At 36.1% G+C, this 16838-nt stretch carries 15 protein-coding genes; 5 read left to right on the plus strand and 10 right to left on the minus strand.

Annotation, left to right across the window (positions count from 1 at the left end):
* Positions 1 to 38: 38 nt before the first annotated feature.
* The 5 genes from BBH99_RS20835 to BBH99_RS20855 form a co-directional block, all read right to left on the minus strand.
* Positions 39 to 1250, minus strand: a complete 1212-nt coding sequence (locus tag BBH99_RS20835; RefSeq protein ID WP_066700249.1) for an efflux RND transporter periplasmic adaptor subunit — start codon at positions 1248 to 1250, stop codon at positions 39 to 41.
* Between the two features lie 122 nt (positions 1251 to 1372).
* On the minus strand, positions 1373 to 2644 hold the full coding sequence (locus BBH99_RS20840; RefSeq protein ID WP_066700251.1) for an ABC transporter permease: 1272 nt from the start codon (positions 2642 to 2644) through the stop codon (positions 1373 to 1375).
* 50 nt (positions 2645 to 2694) lie between these two features.
* Positions 2695 to 3927, minus strand: coding sequence for an ABC transporter permease (locus BBH99_RS20845; protein ID WP_066700253.1), 1233 nt, complete (start codon positions 3925 to 3927; stop codon positions 2695 to 2697).
* 127 nt (positions 3928 to 4054) lie between these two features.
* On the minus strand, positions 4055 to 4267 hold the full coding sequence (locus BBH99_RS20850) for a four helix bundle protein (RefSeq protein WP_262487215.1): 213 nt from the start codon (positions 4265 to 4267) through the stop codon (positions 4055 to 4057).
* 223 nt (positions 4268 to 4490) lie between these two features.
* Entirely contained in the window at positions 4491 to 5180 is a 690-nt protein-coding gene (locus BBH99_RS20855; RefSeq protein ID WP_066700255.1) for an ABC transporter ATP-binding protein, read from the minus strand.
* Positions 5181 to 5603: 423 nt separating this feature from the next.
* Between BBH99_RS20855 and BBH99_RS20860 the strand changes: the two genes are divergently transcribed.
* The 3 genes from BBH99_RS20860 to BBH99_RS20870 all read left to right on the plus strand — a co-directional run bounded on the left by BBH99_RS20860 (position 5604) and on the right by BBH99_RS20870 (position 8690).
* Complete coding sequence (locus BBH99_RS20860) at positions 5604 to 6578, plus strand: ribonucleotide-diphosphate reductase subunit beta (protein WP_027374636.1); 975 nt, start codon at positions 5604 to 5606, stop codon at positions 6576 to 6578.
* Between the two features lie 107 nt (positions 6579 to 6685).
* A complete protein-coding gene (locus tag BBH99_RS20865) occupies positions 6686 to 6976 on the plus strand; it encodes a hypothetical protein (RefSeq protein WP_066700257.1) in 291 nt (96 codons plus the stop codon).
* A gap of 55 nt (positions 6977 to 7031) precedes the next feature.
* Positions 7032 to 8690, plus strand: coding sequence for a ribonucleoside-diphosphate reductase subunit alpha (locus tag BBH99_RS20870; protein ID WP_066700260.1), 1659 nt, complete (start codon positions 7032 to 7034; stop codon positions 8688 to 8690).
* A gap of 259 nt (positions 8691 to 8949) precedes the next feature.
* On the opposite strand, the gene BBH99_RS20875 is transcribed toward BBH99_RS20870, so the two are convergent.
* A complete protein-coding gene (locus tag BBH99_RS20875) occupies positions 8950 to 12135 on the minus strand; it encodes a TonB-dependent receptor (RefSeq protein ID WP_066700261.1) in 3186 nt (1061 codons plus the stop codon).
* Positions 12136 to 12341: 206 nt separating this feature from the next.
* Here BBH99_RS20875 and BBH99_RS20880 point away from each other — a divergent pair, with 206 nt between their 5' ends.
* Both BBH99_RS20880 and BBH99_RS20885 read left to right on the plus strand, forming a co-directional pair.
* Entirely contained in the window at positions 12342 to 13232 is an 891-nt protein-coding gene (locus BBH99_RS20880) for a DUF72 domain-containing protein (protein ID WP_066700263.1), read from the plus strand.
* 132 nt (positions 13233 to 13364) lie between these two features.
* A complete protein-coding gene (locus tag BBH99_RS20885; protein WP_066700265.1) occupies positions 13365 to 13595 on the plus strand; it encodes a hypothetical protein in 231 nt (76 codons plus the stop codon).
* A gap of 88 nt (positions 13596 to 13683) precedes the next feature.
* On the opposite strand, the gene BBH99_RS20890 is transcribed toward BBH99_RS20885, so the two are convergent.
* From BBH99_RS20890 to BBH99_RS20905, 4 genes are all read right to left on the minus strand, one after another.
* Positions 13684 to 14208 carry a hypothetical protein gene (locus BBH99_RS20890; protein ID WP_066700324.1) on the minus strand — a complete coding sequence of 175 codons (525 nt, stop codon included), beginning with the start codon at positions 14206 to 14208 and terminating at the stop codon, positions 13684 to 13686.
* Positions 14209 to 14321: 113 nt separating this feature from the next.
* Complete coding sequence (locus BBH99_RS20895; protein ID WP_066700267.1) at positions 14322 to 14969, minus strand: HD domain-containing protein; 648 nt, start codon at positions 14967 to 14969, stop codon at positions 14322 to 14324.
* Positions 14969 to 15811, minus strand: a complete 843-nt coding sequence (locus tag BBH99_RS20900) for an alpha/beta hydrolase family protein (protein WP_066700269.1) — start codon at positions 15809 to 15811, stop codon at positions 14969 to 14971. Before BBH99_RS20900 ends, BBH99_RS20895 begins: the two co-directional genes overlap by 1 nt.
* Before the next feature lie 90 nt (positions 15812 to 15901).
* Positions 15902 to 16792: a ribokinase gene (locus BBH99_RS20905; protein WP_066700271.1), complete on the minus strand. Its 891-nt coding sequence runs from the start codon at positions 16790 to 16792 to the stop codon at positions 15902 to 15904.
* Between the last annotated feature and the right edge of the window lie 46 nt (positions 16793 to 16838).

The following is a 16838-nucleotide window of genomic DNA, read 5'->3' on the forward strand; positions in this document are numbered from 1 at the left end:
CGGGACCTAACAGTTTAAAAATTTATAGTGTCAGTTTATTATTTTGCCTTTGCTTTTTCTTTTAATTCTTCTTTATCTTTATCAGAAGGATTCCACACTTTCACTTCAGAGTCTTTTGTAATGTTGGATCCTGGAAGAATCTGAACATTGATTCCGTCGCTGGCTCCAAGTTTTACATATACTTTCTTAAATTTCCCGTCTGGCTGCTTCACTTCTACAAAAGGAACATCTTTTCCCTGTTTCTTTTCATACTGAACTAAAGATTCATCCAGTAATAAGGCATTTTTCTGAGAGCTTAGTACAATTTCTCCGTTAGCAGAGAATCCGGCTCTGATATATTCATTATTAGGATTTTCCACATTTCCTTCTACCGGAAATTTGATGGTTCCTGCATTATCTTTCCCTTTAGGAGCAATCATAGTCAGCTTTCCAGGAAAAGTTTTATTCTGTAGGGCACCGATAACAATATTCATATCCATCCCTTGTTTCAGTTTTCCTGCCTGCGCTTCATCAATTTCTCCCTTGAAGATCAGGGAATTTAAATCCGCTACTGAACAGATTGTTGTTCCCGCATTAAAGTTATTCGCTTCAATTACCTGGCTTCCTAATTTTACAGGAACTTCAAGCACTGTTCCTGATGCTTTGGAACGAATTTGTGTGGTAGCCAAACCTTGCCCCTGAAGCTCAGGAGTAGCTCCGGTTTTCGCGATCTGTAATCTTTTTTGCGCGGTATTCAATTGCTGCTGAGCATTTTTTAGAGTTTGCTGCTGAGAGAATAACTGCTGCTGAGCATTAAGAAATTCCTGTTTGGAAGCCACTCCCTGCTTATACAGCTTATCCTGCATATCAAACTGCTTCTGCATATTTCCAACATTCATTTGTGCATTACTGATCTGAATTTGCGCATTCTGAACTTCCTGCTGGGCGGCATTCACCTCAGAGATACTTGGTACAATTTTCACGGTAGCAATAAGCTGCCCTACTTCTACCCGGTCTCCTTCCTTCACTAAAATTTTATCGATAATCCCTGTAATGTTAGGTTTGATTTCAATTTCTTCCTTTGGAACAATTTTTCCGGTGGCCATTACCTTATCATCCATATTCTGAATGCTAGGTTTACGGGTAAGGAATGCCTCGCTTTCTTTGGAGTTCGATTTTATAAGATAACCAATCCCTGAGAACAATGCCACTGCAAATAAAAGCCCCAACACTATATAAATGGCTTTTTTCCAAGTGAATTTCTTTTTCATATGTATAGTTTATTTTTTTAATTAAAGGATTGAAAGATTTAAAAATTTAAAAAAGATGAATACCATATAGCTACTGATCATTTTTTATTTTCAAATTTTCAAATTATATCATTTTCAAATTATTATTCTGTTCTTAATGCTTCAATTGGCTTAATTTTCACAGCTCTCTGCGCAGGAATCATTCCTATAATCAATCCTAAAACAACCATTACTGCCATGGCTGCAAATACGTTTCCGTAATTCACTGTAGGGTTATAGAAAGGAAACGAGTCCTGCCCCTGGGTGGCTATATTTAAAATCATCAGCACAAAAATCCCAAACATAAACCCTAAAAGTCCTGATGAGAGTGTAATCACTACACTTTCCAGCAAGATCTGATTTCTTACTTCTGCCGGTTTTGCGCCCAATGCTCTTCTGATTCCTATTTCCTTGGTTCTTTCTTTTACCGTAATCAAGAGAATGTTGGAAATGGCAATAACCCCAGCAAGAATAGTTAATGTACCTACAATGATGGTTAAAAGCTGCATTCCGGTGAGGAAACCAGTCAGTTTTTTAAACTCTTTCCCCAGGTTGAAACTTCCAAAGGCATTGGTATCTTCGGGAGAAATTTTATTTTTTGCTTTTAATACCTGTTTTACTTCTTCTTCCACTCCGTTAACGTTAGCATTGGGCTTGCTTACAATAGCAAACAGATCAATCTGCTCTCCTGCATTATACATTTTAGTATAGGTAGATAGTGGAATAAAGGCTGTTTGGTCATTCTCAAAACCTCCACCTTTCTTTACTCTGAAAACACCAATTACATTGAAGAATATGCCTTTTATATTGATAGACTGCCCTATCGGATTCTCTTTTTTCTTGGAATCAAAAAGATTTTTGTAGATTTCTTCTCCTATAACTACTACATTTTTATTTCCGGAAACGTCGGCATCATTGATGTAACGCCCGAAAATAAGTTTCTTTTCTGAAATTTTATTTCCTACTGCATAATCTCCTGTCAAAGAATAAGTAGCACTTTTCCCGTTTCTTGATATGGATTCTCCCGGTGTTCCTGTAAAGCTCCCTCTTGCATTCTGGGGTGATATATAATCTACATCCACCACTTTTCTTTTGAGCATTTCCATATCTGATAAGTTCAAATGAACTTCTCTTCCTTTAGGAAATCCCTCATAAGGAATAGATGTCTTTTGTGCCCACAGGAAAATAGAGTTGGTAGCAAATCCGGAAAACAATTTATCAAACCCATTCTCCATACCTTTTGCAGCGCCAAGAAGGCTTACATACAAAAACATCCCCCATCCTACTCCAATCATGGTAAGGAATGTGCGGAGTTTATTATTCCTCAATGAATAATAAATTTCCTGCCAAGTATCTTTTTTAAATATGATATTCACCTTTCTGAATTATGAGTTATTAGATTATTTTTTAATTTATATTTTTCTGCTTACTCCGTTCTCAATGCCTCAATCGGTTTAATTTTTGAAGCTCTGTACGCCGGGACAAATCCTGCAATCAGCCCGGAACAAACTAATGCAATAAATGCCATAAAGATAGATCCCCAGCCTACGCTTGGATCTTTGATGAAAAACTCTTCAAGGCTGTCACCAATCAGGCTTAACGTTAAAACTCCGATTCCTATTCCTACAAATCCTGAGACCACTGTAATTACAACACTTTCCTGAACAATCAGAGCAACAATTCCTGCCGGTTTGGCTCCAATAGCTTTTCGTACTCCAATTTCTTTGGTTCTTTCTTTCACAATATACACCATGATATTACTGATCCCAATAATCCCTGCCAGTAATGTTCCTAATCCAATAAACCCTACAATGGCTGTTAATACTGCCATAAAAGTGAAGGTATCATTCATATTTTTGGCATTATTCCATACACGAACTCCGTTTTCGTCATCAGGAGAGACATTTTTTCTTGCTTTTAGCTTATCTTTTAGTTCGTCTCCATATTTGATAGCATCCTGAGGATTAAGGAGCTTATCATTATAGGCTATATAAATCGTGTTTACAGTATCCGATCCTTTTTTCATCTGCTGAAGAGTGGTAATTGGTACTGTAATATGTCTTTCATCCCTGTCCCCACCATCATCTGAAAACACTCCTACCACTTTAAACATGGTTCCATTAATATCCAGCTCTTTACCTATGGAACCTCCGTTTTTAATAAGGTCTCTCTGAACCATTCTTCCGATAACGGCTACATTCTGCTTCTTGGTGAGATCAAAGGAGTTGATGTAACGTCCTTCAACAAGTTTTCTGTTCTCAATAACCTGTTCTCCCGGCTCTGCACCATGAACCTGGTACAACCCACTTTCTTTTCCGTATTTCACCATTAAATTGGTGGCATATCGTGGGCTGGCTGCTCCTACTTTTTCTTTATCTGTATTGACAAGAAAATCGTAGTCATCATTATTCATACTTACACTTCTGTCAGACTGCAATCCTTTATAGGCTAAGGTTGTTTTTCCTGTATAAATGGTAATAAGGTTTTTAGCATCTCCTGCAAACCCTTCTGAGAAAGCATTCTGTAACCCTTTCCCAATTCCAAAAAGTACGATGAATATAAACAGTCCTAAGGCTACCGTAAATCCTGAAAGTACCGTCCGAAGCACATTACTCCGGATAGAACTGAATATTTCCTGCCAACGATCTAGGTCAAACATAGTTTTTATTTTTTACGATGTAAAAAGTCAATGAGCTGCGCTGTCAATTTTCTTCGAAGTCAATTAATATATTGTCAATTTCTTCTAGGTTAATTTCAAATACAGAACGTTATTACTTTTCACGTATCTAATCTTTTTCCAACATTTTGCTTAATAAGATAAATGTGGTCTTAATTAAGTTTTCAATTTTTATTAATTCTTCTCTTCTGATATAATCACTTTCTATCACTATATCAAAACAAGCATCAAGTTCAATAACGGAACCTCGTGCAATTTCAAAATATCTTTTTCTTTCTAACTCGGATTTCCTTGAACAACCTTCAGTAATATTCAATATCACAGAAGTGGAAGCTCTCCGTATTTGATCTATTATATTAAACCGTTCACAATCCGAATTCTGGGTAGAATTTTATAACATTCAATTCTTAATTCTCTCGCTGATTTATAAACATCAAGTTTATAATGGTTCAGATTTAAAAACATCTTTTATTTTTTCAAATTCATTTGTGTTGTTGTCTGTCAAATTCACTTACGAAGCAAAATTGACGATTCACGATTGACTTTTACAGTACAATCTGCTTTATAAACTCATCACTTTCAATGATACCATCTTTCAGTACTACATTTCTTTTGGTTTGTGCAGCTACGTCCGGTTCGTGGGTTACCACAATGATTGTTTTTCCTTCATTGTTGATATCCTGAAGAAGCTTCATAATATCATGGGTAGTCTTTGAATCCAATGCTCCGGTAGGCTCATCCGCCAAAACTACTTTAGGATTTGTAATAAGAGCTCTTGCAATGGCTACTCTTTGCTTCTGTCCCCCTGAAAGTTCATTCGGAAGGTGGTTTGCCCATTGCGCAAGCCCTACTTTTTCAAGGTATTCCAAAGCTTTCTGATTACGTTCCTTTCTGGGTACATTCTGGTAATATAATGGAAGGGCTACATTTTCAAGCGCTGTTTTATAACTGATAAGGTTAAAAGACTGGAAAATAAATCCTAAAAACTTACTTCTGTATTCTGCCGCTTTTACTTCTGATAAATGTTCAATAGGAACACCATCCAGTTCATAGGTTCCTGAATCTTTTTCATCCAGAATACCAATAATGTTAAGAAGGGTAGATTTTCCGGAACCGGAGCTTCCCATGATGGAAACAAACTCTCCTTCTGAAATATTCAGATTGATTCCCTTCAAAACATGAAGTTTGCTTTTTCCTGTATCGTATGACTTATGTAAATCCTGAATTACTAACATTAAGTGATGTATGTTTTATACCCAATAAGTAGATGATATTTTGAAATTGTTACAAGAATGAAAATTTATTCAAATATTTTTTTGTTTAACTGTTTAATCCTTTATTTAAAGTAATTTATTGAATTTTGTTTAACTGTAACTTGAGTTTTCCATGGATTTATCCCCTGTATCCCCTTCCAGCCTATTATTCGAGCCTGTTTCATGTAAATGTGGAAAACTTTTACAGCTAAAAGTCAGCCTATTAGTATTTACCTCTTTCAAAATCAGTTCTTTTTTTCGAACTTTGTCATTAGATTCTGGTCAGAAAAGAAAACTTATAATGTGAATAACTCAAATTCACAACCACCACAAAAACAAAAAGTTACATACCTTCTGAACATTATCCACAGAGATCTGAATTATTTAATTATAAAGATATTTAATATGGGAATTTTTGATAAGAGAGTAAGCTATAAGCCATTTGAATACCCGGAGGTTCTTCAATTTGTAGAAGCCATCAACAAATCGTTCTGGGTACATTCGGAAGTGGACTTTACTGCAGATGTACAAGATTTTCATTCGCAGTTGGAACCGCATGAAAAGAATGCTGTGAAAAATGCGCTTTTAGCCATTGCACAGATTGAGGTGTCTGTAAAGACATTCTGGGGGAATTTATACAACCACCTTCCGAAACCGGAATTCAATGGACTAGGATCTACTTTCGCAGAATGTGAGTTTCGTCATTCTGAAGCATATTCCCGTTTATTAGAGGTTTTAGGATATAACGATGAATTCCTTAATGTCATTGAAATTCCAGCAGTAAAAGGTAGAATTGAGTTCCTTGGTAATGCTTTAAAACATGCCAATTCTGCTACTCCTAAAGAATATGTTTCTGCATTATTGCTATTCAGTATCTTGGTAGAAAACGTTTCTCTTTTCTCTCAGTTTGCCATCATCCTTTCTTTCACAAGATTCAAAGGATTCATGAAAAATGTTTCCAATATCATTGCATGGACTTCTGTAGATGAGCAAATTCACGCTAATGCCGGAATCTACCTTATCAACAAAATCCGTGAAGAACAACCAGACTTGTTAACAGACAGCGATATTGAAGATATTTACACCCTTGTTGACGAATCTATCGCAAGAGAAGGAGATATCCTTAGCTGGATCTTTGAACTGGGTGAAATTGATAACGTATCTAAAGAAGATTTACTGAACTTCATGAAGTACCGTGTAGATGACAGTTTGAAGAAAATCAACATGAAAACAAGATATAACATCACTCCGGAACAATACAGACCAATGGTATGGTTCGAAGAGGAAGTTTTCGCGAATTCATTAGATGATTTCTTTGCAAAAAGACCTGTAGATTACACGAAGCACGATAAGAGTATTACAGCAAACGATTTGTTCTAATGCAAAAACGCGAGCGAAGCGAGCGTCAAAGCACAAAGTATTAGAATCATACGATTTTCTATGCTTCAAAAACAGAACAAACGTTGACTTAATAAACACAAATAAATATGATTAATGTAATCGTAAGCTATACCGTAAAACCTGAATTTGTTTCTGCAAATAAAGCCAATGTTGAAAAGTTTCTGAATGATTTCAAAAATCTGGATCAGTCAACATTTGAATATAAGGTTTTTGTAAAGGAGGATGGCGTTACTTTTCTGCATTATTCAAACTACATTAATGAGGAAGTTCAGCATGAAATTTTGAATATTCCATCTTTCAAGGAATTTCAGAGATTGAGAGACGAAAGTGGACTGAACAACTCACACAAAGTAGAACTTTTACAGTCAATAATATAAAAAAACAAAATTCCGGAGTGGGAATCTCATTCCGGAATTCGAAAATATAACATCTATGGAAGAGCAAAATTCAAATATATGGTGGCTCAATGAAGAGTCTGAGCAAATGCTAAACAGAGGATATCTGTTGAAAGGTGAAACGGTAGATGGAGCTATCGACAGAATTACCACTGCTGCTGCAAAAAGGTTATATAAGCCGGAACTTCAGCCAGCTTTCAAAGAAATGATCACAAAAGGATGGATCAGTTTCTCTTCTCCTGTATGGGCTAATATGGGAACACAGAGAGGTCTTCCGATCTCTTGTTTCAACGCTCACATTCCAGACAGCATTGAAGGCATTACTCATAAAATGGGTGAGGTGATCATGCAGACAAAAATTGGTGGAGGAACATCAGGTTATTTCGGAGAACTTAGAAACAGAGGTACAGCTGTAACAGATAACGGAAAATCTTCCGGAGCAGTTTCATTCATGAAGCTTTTTGATACCGCTATGGATGTTGTTTCCCAAGGAGGAGTAAGAAGAGGAGCATTTGCTGCTTATCTTGACATTGACCACGGAGATATTGAAGAATTTTTATCCATTAAAGATATCGGTAGCCCTATTCAAAACCTGTTCACCGGAGTTTGTGTTCCGGATTACTGGATGCAGGATATGATTGATGGCGATATGGACAAACGTAAAGTCTGGGCAAGAGTATTGGAAAGCCGTCAGCAAAAAGGACTTCCTTATATTTTCTTCACAGATAATGTAAACAGAAACAAACCACAGGTATACAAAGACCTTGGAATGACAATTAACGCAAGTAACCTTTGCTCAGAGATCATGCTGCCTTCTACCATGGAAGAATCATTCATCTGCTGCCTGTCTTCCATGAACCTTGAACTATATGACGAGTGGAAAGATACAGATGCTGTTAAATTAGCAGTATACTTCCTGGATGCCGTATTATCTGAATTTATTGATAAAACTGAAGGTAACTACTATTTACAGGGAGCAAGAAACTTCGCAATGCGTCACAGAGCTCTTGGATTAGGAGTTTTAGGATACCATTCTTACCTACAGAAAAATATGATTCCGTTTGAAAGCTTTGAAGCAACCCAGTTCAACGCAAGAGCATTCAGGCATATTAAAGAACAGGCTGAGCAGGCTTCAAGAGAACTTGCCAACATTTACGGAGAACCAGAAGTATTAAAAGGATACGGATTAAGAAATACCACTACCATGGCTATTGCTCCTACCACTTCAAGTTCTGCCATCTTAGGACAAACTTCTCCTGGAATTGAACCTTTCTCATCAAACTACTATAAGGCAGGTTTAGCTAAAGGAAACTTCATGCGTAAGAACAAATACCTGGCTAAATTATTAGAAGAAAAAGGATTGGATAATGAGGAAACATGGAGAACCATCATGCTGAACCACGGATCTGTACAGCACCTGAATGAGCTTACTCCTGAAGAAAAAGCAGTATTCAAAACATTCAAAGAGATCTCTCCAATGGAGATTATTTCCCAGGCTGCACAAAGACAGCAATATATTGACCAGGCACAGTCTCTGAACCTTCAGATTCCATCTACAATGCCTGTAAAAGACGTAAACTATCTGTATATCGAAGCTTGGAAAAAAGGAGTAAAAACGCTTTACTACCAAAGAAGTTCTTCCGTTTCAAAAGAAATGATGGTGAACTTTGTATCATGCTCAAGCTGCGAGGCATAAGATCAAATAATAAACGCACTATAAGTGGAGCACACCTTTTGGGTGTGCTTTTTTTGTTTAGGGATAATGAAATAAATTTTGGCTAAAGTCATCAGAAATATCATTTAAATACAAAACAAACTAAAACCCATTTCTATTGAATTGAACAAATGGAACAATTATATTTTCAAACAAAAATATCTCCCACCACTCATTACTCATAAAAAAGGCCCGGAAAGAAAATCCGAACCTTTGAAAGAAGTATTTGTAAAAAGAAGTATTAAAAATTATATCTCACTCCCAGCTGTGCCTGGAATCTTGATGCAAACTGATCAATGGTGTAAGCCGATCCTGGAGTTTTGAAGTTATAAGTAGGATCTCCTGCTGATGGTTGTCCTGCCGCCACGTTTCCAACTTTTGTAAGCCCCACACTTGCTGTAGAGTTGAATGTATTAGGTACAAAATACACTTTACCCCAATCTTTATTCAGTAAGTTCGTGAAATTAATGATACTCAAAGAAATCTGGATATTGTTCTTAGATTTTTCACTCAGCCTGATCTCATCCATAATTCTGATATCAGCCTGAACATTCCATGGAGTGTTATCTCCATTTCTTTCAGTAAATTTTCCTCTTCTGGATTTCAGATAATCATTGTTGTTAACAAAGTTTTCATAATCTGCAACCTGTTGCTGGGTACTTACCAATACATTGCCAGATCCGTCTTTTATAGGAACAATATATTTTGCAGCTTCCACAGCATCTTTAAAGATATAAGCAAGACCAGCTGCCTGTCCTGTATTGGCAATGGTACTGTTTACAAATCCCCATGAGAAAGGATTTCCTGACTGTGCATTAAAATACACATTGGTATACAACCTGTTAGATTTTGAAATATTAAACGCATATCCAAGGTTGGCAACAACTCTGTGTTTTATTGCAAAATTGGAAGTCGTTAACTGAGGATCATTCGGAGTCAGCGACTGGTTCATCTGCCAGTTACTTTCCATGGAATTTCTGATACCATTCGTAATATCTTTAGCATCGCCATAAGTATAAGCTGCAAAGAAATTAAATCCAAAATTATAGGATTTTGAAATCTGAGCCGTCAGATTATAACGGTATCCCTCTTTTGTATTGGATAGTAAATAAGCATTAGAGAAGCTGCTATTGATATTCGTTGTATAGATCGGCATTTCATGATTCACATCATAGCTGTAGTATGTTACATTATCAGTTTTATTCACCTGCTGGAATTTCAGATCATACAATACTTTCGTGTAAATTCCTTCCAGTGTCAGTTTATATCCGGCAAGCGTATAATCTAATGCCAGTGAACTTCTCCAGACTCTTGGCATTTTAAAATTATTATCAATAAGGTCAACCTGTACTTTTGATGAATTCTGCCATTTCGAGAAATTAGCTCCCACCAGAGGATCTCCGTTAGCTGCAATCTGAGCTGCTGTTGGAGCATTATAATCATAGCTTCCAAAGCCAACACCATCATTATAATACGCATATCCTAACCATGCAAACGGAATTCTTCCTACGAAAATACCGGAACCTCCTCTTAGCACTACAGATCTGTCTTCCGTAACATCAATCGTAAATCCTAATCTTGGAGATAGTGTCGGTTTATTAAGATAGCTATTGGTTAACTGACTTAATGGAGTATAGCTGTAAGTATTACCGAAGTAAGGATCCTGAGGAGATTTGTTAACCTGTGGGCTTAACTGTGGTTTATTAGGCAAATCGGTATAATCTACTCTTATTCCCGGAGAAAGCCTAACTCTCCCCCAATTGATCTCATCCTGCAGATATAATGAAAGAAGGTTTACTTTATATTGTGCATAAGGATTATCAAAAAGAGTCTGTCTGCTGTCTCCGTTGAAAGGATAAGTACCTCTTATTCTGGCAGGATTTCCATTATAGAAATCATTTAAGGATTTATAAGATATTCTTCCGTTTAAGGCATTTACAAAACCATAATTGATATCATATAATTCATTGTGAGTTCCTAATAAGAAAGTATGGTTTCCTGTTTTATAGGTTAGATTATCTGTAATTTCAAATGTCTTCTGTTTCATATTGAAAACAGTGGCTTCCCTGTCATTCCCGAACAGAATAGTTCCGCCGTTATGGGAAATCTCAACCTGTGGAAACATCGCATTACCGGAAGTAGGATCTCTGTAATCATGAATAGAAGAATACCCCACTACTAAATTATTATTCCATTTATCATTAAAGCGACTTTTCAGTTCAAGGGTAGTAGTGGATGCCGTATTTTTCTGAACAAAATCCATACTGCCAAATCTGAAGTTGGCTCCATCCCTCTCAAGATTGGAAGCTCTGGAAAATACTGTATTATTTTTGATAGATAAAGTATGTTTATCATTAATCTTCCAATCTAATTTATTGAACAGTTTAGCACTTTCAGAAAAGTTATTGTACCCATTAAAACCTCCTACGTTGAATCCATATTTCTTTTGCACAAAGTCTGAAATTTTCTGTGCCACCGATTCATCTATCAATGCATTAGGATCGTTTGCATTATAAAATACAGGGTCTACTCTTTTGGTATATTCAAGATTGGTAAATAAAAACACTTTATCTCTCACTACAGGCAATCCCACTCTTCCACCATAGATAAAATCAGAGAAATCACCTGGCATTTTAGAGTTATCCCCTACTCTGTTTCTTCCAGTTATAGCAGCATTTCTACCATACACATACATGGAACCTGTAACATCGTTACTTCCACTTCTAGTGACAGCATTGATACTTCCACCAAGAAAATTCCCAAGTTTTACATCATAAGGAGCAATATAAACCTGTACATCCTGAATTGCATCCAAACTTATCGAGTTGGAACGCGTACTGCTTCCGGGCATTCCTGAAGTTCCCGTCTGCCCACCCAATGAAGGGCTGAAACCAATAGCATCATTATTGATAGAACCGTCAATAGTTACATTATTGTAACGAAAGTTCGTTCCGTTGAAAGAGTTATTGGCACTTTGAGGTATTAGTTTGGTTACATCCTGAATTCCACGGTTAATATTGGGTAATCCGGAAATCTGAGCCTGGCTGATTCCCACTCCATATTTTACACTGGTTTTTTTAGAAGTGATCTTTACCTCATCAATGGTCTTTTCCTTATTACCAACTTCCACTACTGGCAAGTCATTATTTCCTAAAGAAAGCTGCAGATTGGGATTCTCATAAATAACCTGTGAGCCGTCCGATATCTCAATCTTATAAGGCCCGCCGGGTTGAAGATTATCTAAGCTAAACTGTCCTTTGCTGTTACTTTTTGTTTCAAAAGTACTGTTGGTAGGAATATGCACTACTTTCACAGTAACTTCGGACGATATTCCTCTTAATCTTCCGAAAATTTTAGAGCTGGTTTCCTGTGAAAATGCAAATCCGAAAGATAACAAAGCAAAAGCACAGATCAATTTTTTCTTCATATTTTTATTGCTACAAAACTTGCTGTAAAATTAGACCGACTCAATATGAAGTGTGGTAACATAGAGTTAACATTGCGTAACATAAAGTTTAATATTTCCTTAAAAAAAACTTAACCTTTATTGCAAATTTCTACCTTGATTTGATGTCTATTCTATGAAAATTACAGCAAAAAAATGATTAATTTTAAACATTAAAACCGCTTAATATGAAATTCGGACAAGTAGAAGACCCATCAAAAATAGACTTCACCCTTCCCAAAGATCACTCCAGAACCAAAGAAATTTTAAGCCTTAATAAAAAAGGGCTGGAAAATATTTCTATTGGATGTGCCAAATGGAACAAAACAGACCTTAAAGGATTCTATCCTAAAGGAACCAAGGATGAGCTAACCTATTATGCCACTCAATTTAATTCCATTGAATTAAATGCTACCTTTTATGGAATGCCTACTCCGGATCAGGTAAAAACATGGAAGGAAAAAACTCCGGAAAATTTCAAGTTTTTCCCTAAAATTACCAATACCGTATCTCACTTCAGAAGGCTGATTGATGTTACAGATCCCGTTACCCATTTTGCATCAGCAGTTATTAATTTTGATGAAAAACTAGGGATGGCTTTTCTTCAGCTTCATGATAATTTTAAACCCAAAGATTACGACAGGCTGGAGAAATTCGTAAAAGAATGGCCTAAAGAAGTCCCTCTGGCCATAGAGCTAAGAAACACGGAATGGTTTACTGATGAGGAAATTCTGAATACAACCTGTGAGCTTTTTGAAGCCTACAATATCACCAACATTATTGTAGATACTGCCGGAAGAAGAGATATGCTTCATATGCGTCTTACCACTCCCAACGCGTTTATCCGTTATGTAGGAGCTAATGCTGAAAGTGATTATGAAAGGCTGGATGACTGGTTAAAACACCTTACTCAGTGGAAAAAAGAAGGTCTCCAGAATCTGTATTTCTTCGTTCATCAGAATATTGAAAAGGCATCTCCACTTCTTTCTGCCTATTTCATTAAAAAAATGAATGAAGAATGGAAAACCGACCTTCATATCCCTAAAATGGCCACTGAAAGTACGGGTACATTGTTTTAGTTAAAATTTTAAATAGACTAATTTTAATTTATATCCTGAATTACAATAAAAGCCTTTTCATAACAGAAAATTTTATACATTAGAGTAATACCTATTCAGTCTGAAAAAGGTATTCTTAAAAAAATAAATGTCATGAAAAAGGAAATTTGTACAATCAGTGTATCCAGCAACTGGCTGGGAGATGAATATACTTTCTATGAAGACCATACCATAAAAAGAGTATATGACAATCATAGCCTGAACTCTAATAAAACAGAATGGCTGGAACCTCATCAAATCAGTAAACAAAATAAGGATAAGTTAATAAGAGAATGTCCTGAAGAAGTTAAAGAGCAGGTTATGCATATTCTGGATTACCCTTAATAAAAAGCTCTCGCAGATTTTAAAAATACAGCAGCCTGATAAAACATAATCATCTGCCGGATCAATAAAATCTGCGAGAGAATATAATTTAATTTTTATTATTTTTCTTCAGAAGTAAAACCAGATTCAGGAATAAAAGCAAAAAGTCCAGCGTTATCCAGATCCCCAGCTTTGTATTTTCATAATTGTAAGCATCAACCTGTTTTTTAGCAGCGTCAGAGAGCTTCATACTTTGGTTGATATAATTCTGCACTTCCACAATCTGATCTATATTCTTATTAGGAACAGAATGCTGCGAAAAATACACCAGATTCTTCTTTCCAAGATATCCTACAATCCAGTACTCATCAGACTTATCCATTTTCAGATATTCTATTCTGTAATATTCCGGACGTATCTTACCGATATGTTTAGGCTCAAGCTTTGTGGCACTATCAATTTTATTAACATTGATAAGATAAAAATCCAACGCTTGCGGAAGCTTATTGATGACTTGTAATCCTACAGAATTATCAACAAATGCCACAGCGCTTTTCTTTATAAACCAATAGGTAAAAACTGAGATGGAAGAAACCACTGTTACAATACGGAACAGTCTTGCCCATTTTGCCATTCTTCCCGATTTTACTTTATATAAAACCAGGGAAAATATACACGCCCAAAAGATAACAAGAATGAAAAATACCATACTGCAAAGATACTGATTTCAGATTTTTTCAGAGCATGTTAATCTACATTCCACTCTTTATAAAACTGATCCAGGAAATTCAGCATATAATCGTGTCTTTCCTGAGCCATTTTTTTTCCGTGTTCAGTATTCATCAAATCCTTCAGCAGCAATAATTTTTCATAGAAATGATTGATGGTTGTTCCGTTAGACTTTTTGTACTGTTCTTTAGACATATTCAGATTGGGCTGAACATTAGGATCATACATCGGATTATTTTTAAATCCTCCAAAATTGAATGTTCTGGCAATTCCTATTGCTCCGATAGCATCAATACGGTCAGCATCCTGCACAATTTTAAGTTCAATAGGCGGATTAGCTGGAGCCTGGCTTCTATTTTTAAATGAAATATTTTCGATCACAAATAAAACTTTTTCAATTGTTTCATTGGGAACATTCTGGCTTTCTAAAAATTCTCTGGATATTCTTGGAGCAATGGTTTCGTCTCCGTTATGAAATTTAGGATCTGCTATATCATGCAGTAATGCTGAGAGTTCTACTACATCCGGATCACAATTTTTTTCTGTTTCCGCTATTTTTCTGGCCAGCTTCCACACCCTTTCAATATGAAACCAATCGTGTCCTGCTTCTGCTCCATTCAATTTTTCCTTTACAAATTCTACGGTGTTGTTAATCGTACTTTTCATTAATCTATCAGTTCATTTAAAATAATATTCCAGAGCTTGTGATTATAGCTTCTAAAAAAATTAACATGCCCGATTTCTTTTTTCTCAGACTCTGCAGTCCTTATCAGCCTGTAAGTAGGGTTAAGATTAGGATAGGTATTGTTTAAAAGACTCAGAACCCCTTTTTCTGTTAACCAGACATCATCTTCTGCACGAACCACAAATACGTTCTGCTTTAAATTTTTAGAATAATCATCAATTTTCTCCAACAGCCTGTTGGTAGATTTTTTGTTTAAAATTAAGGTTCTCCAGTCATATGCACAATTTTTTGGAAGACTTTCTCCAAGTCCAAACCAATTGGCAGGAAAGTATCCTAGCAATGAAGTAGTTAATGGCTGTACAATTCCAAATCCCAGATAAGCTTCAATTTTCGTCCTGAGTCTGAGGTTTCCTACAAAAGCATTCTGAGTTCCTACAAATATCAGCTCTTCAAACATTTCGGAGTCTTTATTCATTCCTAAAATCAAAGCACCTACGGAATGTCCCAGGCAGAATTTTCTATACTCGGGAAAGTGATTTTTAATATATGTTGTTATGGCTTTATAATCCTTTGAACCCCAAATTCTCATAGATCCATGAAAACCTTTCATATTATCAGGTTTAGACAGCCCTATACCTCTGTAATCATAGGTAATCACAGTAAATCCATGCTCAGAAAAATATTGGGCAAAGGAAAAATAAACCTGCTGTTTTACACCCGTTGCAGAGTTAATAAGCAATAATTTTCCATTACTTTTTTCAGGCTGAAAAAGATGGGCAGTTAATGAGGCATGGTCTTCTGTGGTAAGTATTAGTTTTTCCATAGGATAAAAAGAAAAAATCCACTATAAAAGTGGACATTTTCAGTATATTATTATGTTTAGTTTTGAACTTTCGATATGCCGTAAATAGCTTTAAGAAACAAAATCAGACATTCTTGGAAGTCCGGTTTGTGAACCTTTACCTCCTGAAACACGGGATGACACCTCATTTCCAAATTTCACACAGTCTTCAATAGAGTTCCCATGGCAAAGTGCGATTGCAAATCCGGAAGTAAATGCATCTCCCATTCCCATCTTATAAACGGTCTTCTCTTTATTCTTTCTGTAATATTTCATTTCTGTACCGTCAAAATAAACGGTAGAATTGGTATCATCCCGTACAAACACTTTATTAAAGTATTTTTTAAGAACCTCTTCTCTTTTTTCTTCTCCAAAAATGATAAACAATTCATTACTTTTGGCTACAATAAAATCTACTTCTTCAAGGATGGCATCATCAACCCTCATGGCAGGAGAGGCATACAATCCTACTTTTTTACCATATTTTTTAGCCTTTTTTACAGTATATTCTACCACCTCCATTGAAACCTCAAGCTGTACAAGAACAAGGTCTGAAGTATGGAAATAGCGGTCTGCTTCGTCAATATGTGAGGTATTCAGATATTTATTGGCCGCAGGAACTACCACAATAGCAGCATTCCCTTCAGAAGTGGTTACATAAGCTGTTCCTGTAGACTCTTTATCTGTTTCATGTACAAAGCCTACATTTACGCTTTCGCTCACCAGATTTCTCATAATTTGTTGTCCCAGGGGATCCATTCCAACACAACCTATGAAATAAACACTGGCGCCCAATCTTGCAGTTCCTACTGCCTGGTTAGCACCTTTCCCACCAAAATAGCTCTCTGAATTGACAGCCAGAACGGTTTCGTTAGGTGAAGGAAGTTTATCGGTTTCCAAAACAAGATCAATTGAGGAGCTGCCTACAACGATAATTTTTGGTTGTTCTGATGAGAAATTCATTGTGTTTGATATTAGTTTAAAAATTATAACAGACTAAATTCCGTGC

Source organism: Chryseobacterium contaminans (assembly GCF_001684955.1).
Classification (GTDB): Bacteria; Bacteroidota; Bacteroidia; order Flavobacteriales; family Weeksellaceae; genus Chryseobacterium; species Chryseobacterium contaminans.

What these genes read in the sequence shown, in the direction of transcription:
- BBH99_RS20835 (WP_066700249.1), bottom strand. Translation starts at nt 1,250, where the DNA reads ATGAAAAAGAAATTCACTTGGAAAAAAGCCATTTATATAGTGTTGGGG.
- BBH99_RS20845 (WP_066700253.1), bottom strand. Translation starts at nt 3,927, where the DNA reads ATGTTTGACCTAGATCGTTGGCAGGAAATATTCAGTTCTATCCGGAGT.
- BBH99_RS20855 (WP_066700255.1), bottom strand. Translation starts at nt 5,180, where the DNA reads ATGTTAGTAATTCAGGATTTACATAAGTCATACGATACAGGAAAAAGC.
- BBH99_RS20860 (WP_027374636.1), top strand. Translation starts at nt 5,604, where the DNA reads ATGGGAATTTTTGATAAGAGAGTAAGCTATAAGCCATTTGAATACCCG.
- BBH99_RS20865 (WP_066700257.1), top strand. Translation starts at nt 6,686, where the DNA reads ATGATTAATGTAATCGTAAGCTATACCGTAAAACCTGAATTTGTTTCT.
- BBH99_RS20870 (WP_066700260.1), top strand. Translation starts at nt 7,032, where the DNA reads ATGGAAGAGCAAAATTCAAATATATGGTGGCTCAATGAAGAGTCTGAG.
- BBH99_RS20875 (WP_066700261.1), bottom strand. Translation starts at nt 12,135, where the DNA reads ATGAAGAAAAAATTGATCTGTGCTTTTGCTTTGTTATCTTTCGGATTT.
- BBH99_RS20880 (WP_066700263.1), top strand. Translation starts at nt 12,342, where the DNA reads ATGAAATTCGGACAAGTAGAAGACCCATCAAAAATAGACTTCACCCTT.
- BBH99_RS20885 (WP_066700265.1), top strand. Translation starts at nt 13,365, where the DNA reads ATGAAAAAGGAAATTTGTACAATCAGTGTATCCAGCAACTGGCTGGGA.
- BBH99_RS20890 (WP_066700324.1), bottom strand. Translation starts at nt 14,208, where the DNA reads ATGGCAAAATGGGCAAGACTGTTCCGTATTGTAACAGTGGTTTCTTCC.
- BBH99_RS20895 (WP_066700267.1), bottom strand. Translation starts at nt 14,969, where the DNA reads ATGAAAAGTACGATTAACAACACCGTAGAATTTGTAAAGGAAAAATTG.
- BBH99_RS20900 (WP_066700269.1), bottom strand. Translation starts at nt 15,811, where the DNA reads ATGGAAAAACTAATACTTACCACAGAAGACCATGCCTCATTAACTGCC.
- BBH99_RS20905 (WP_066700271.1), bottom strand. Translation starts at nt 16,792, where the DNA reads ATGAATTTCTCATCAGAACAACCAAAAATTATCGTTGTAGGCAGCTCC.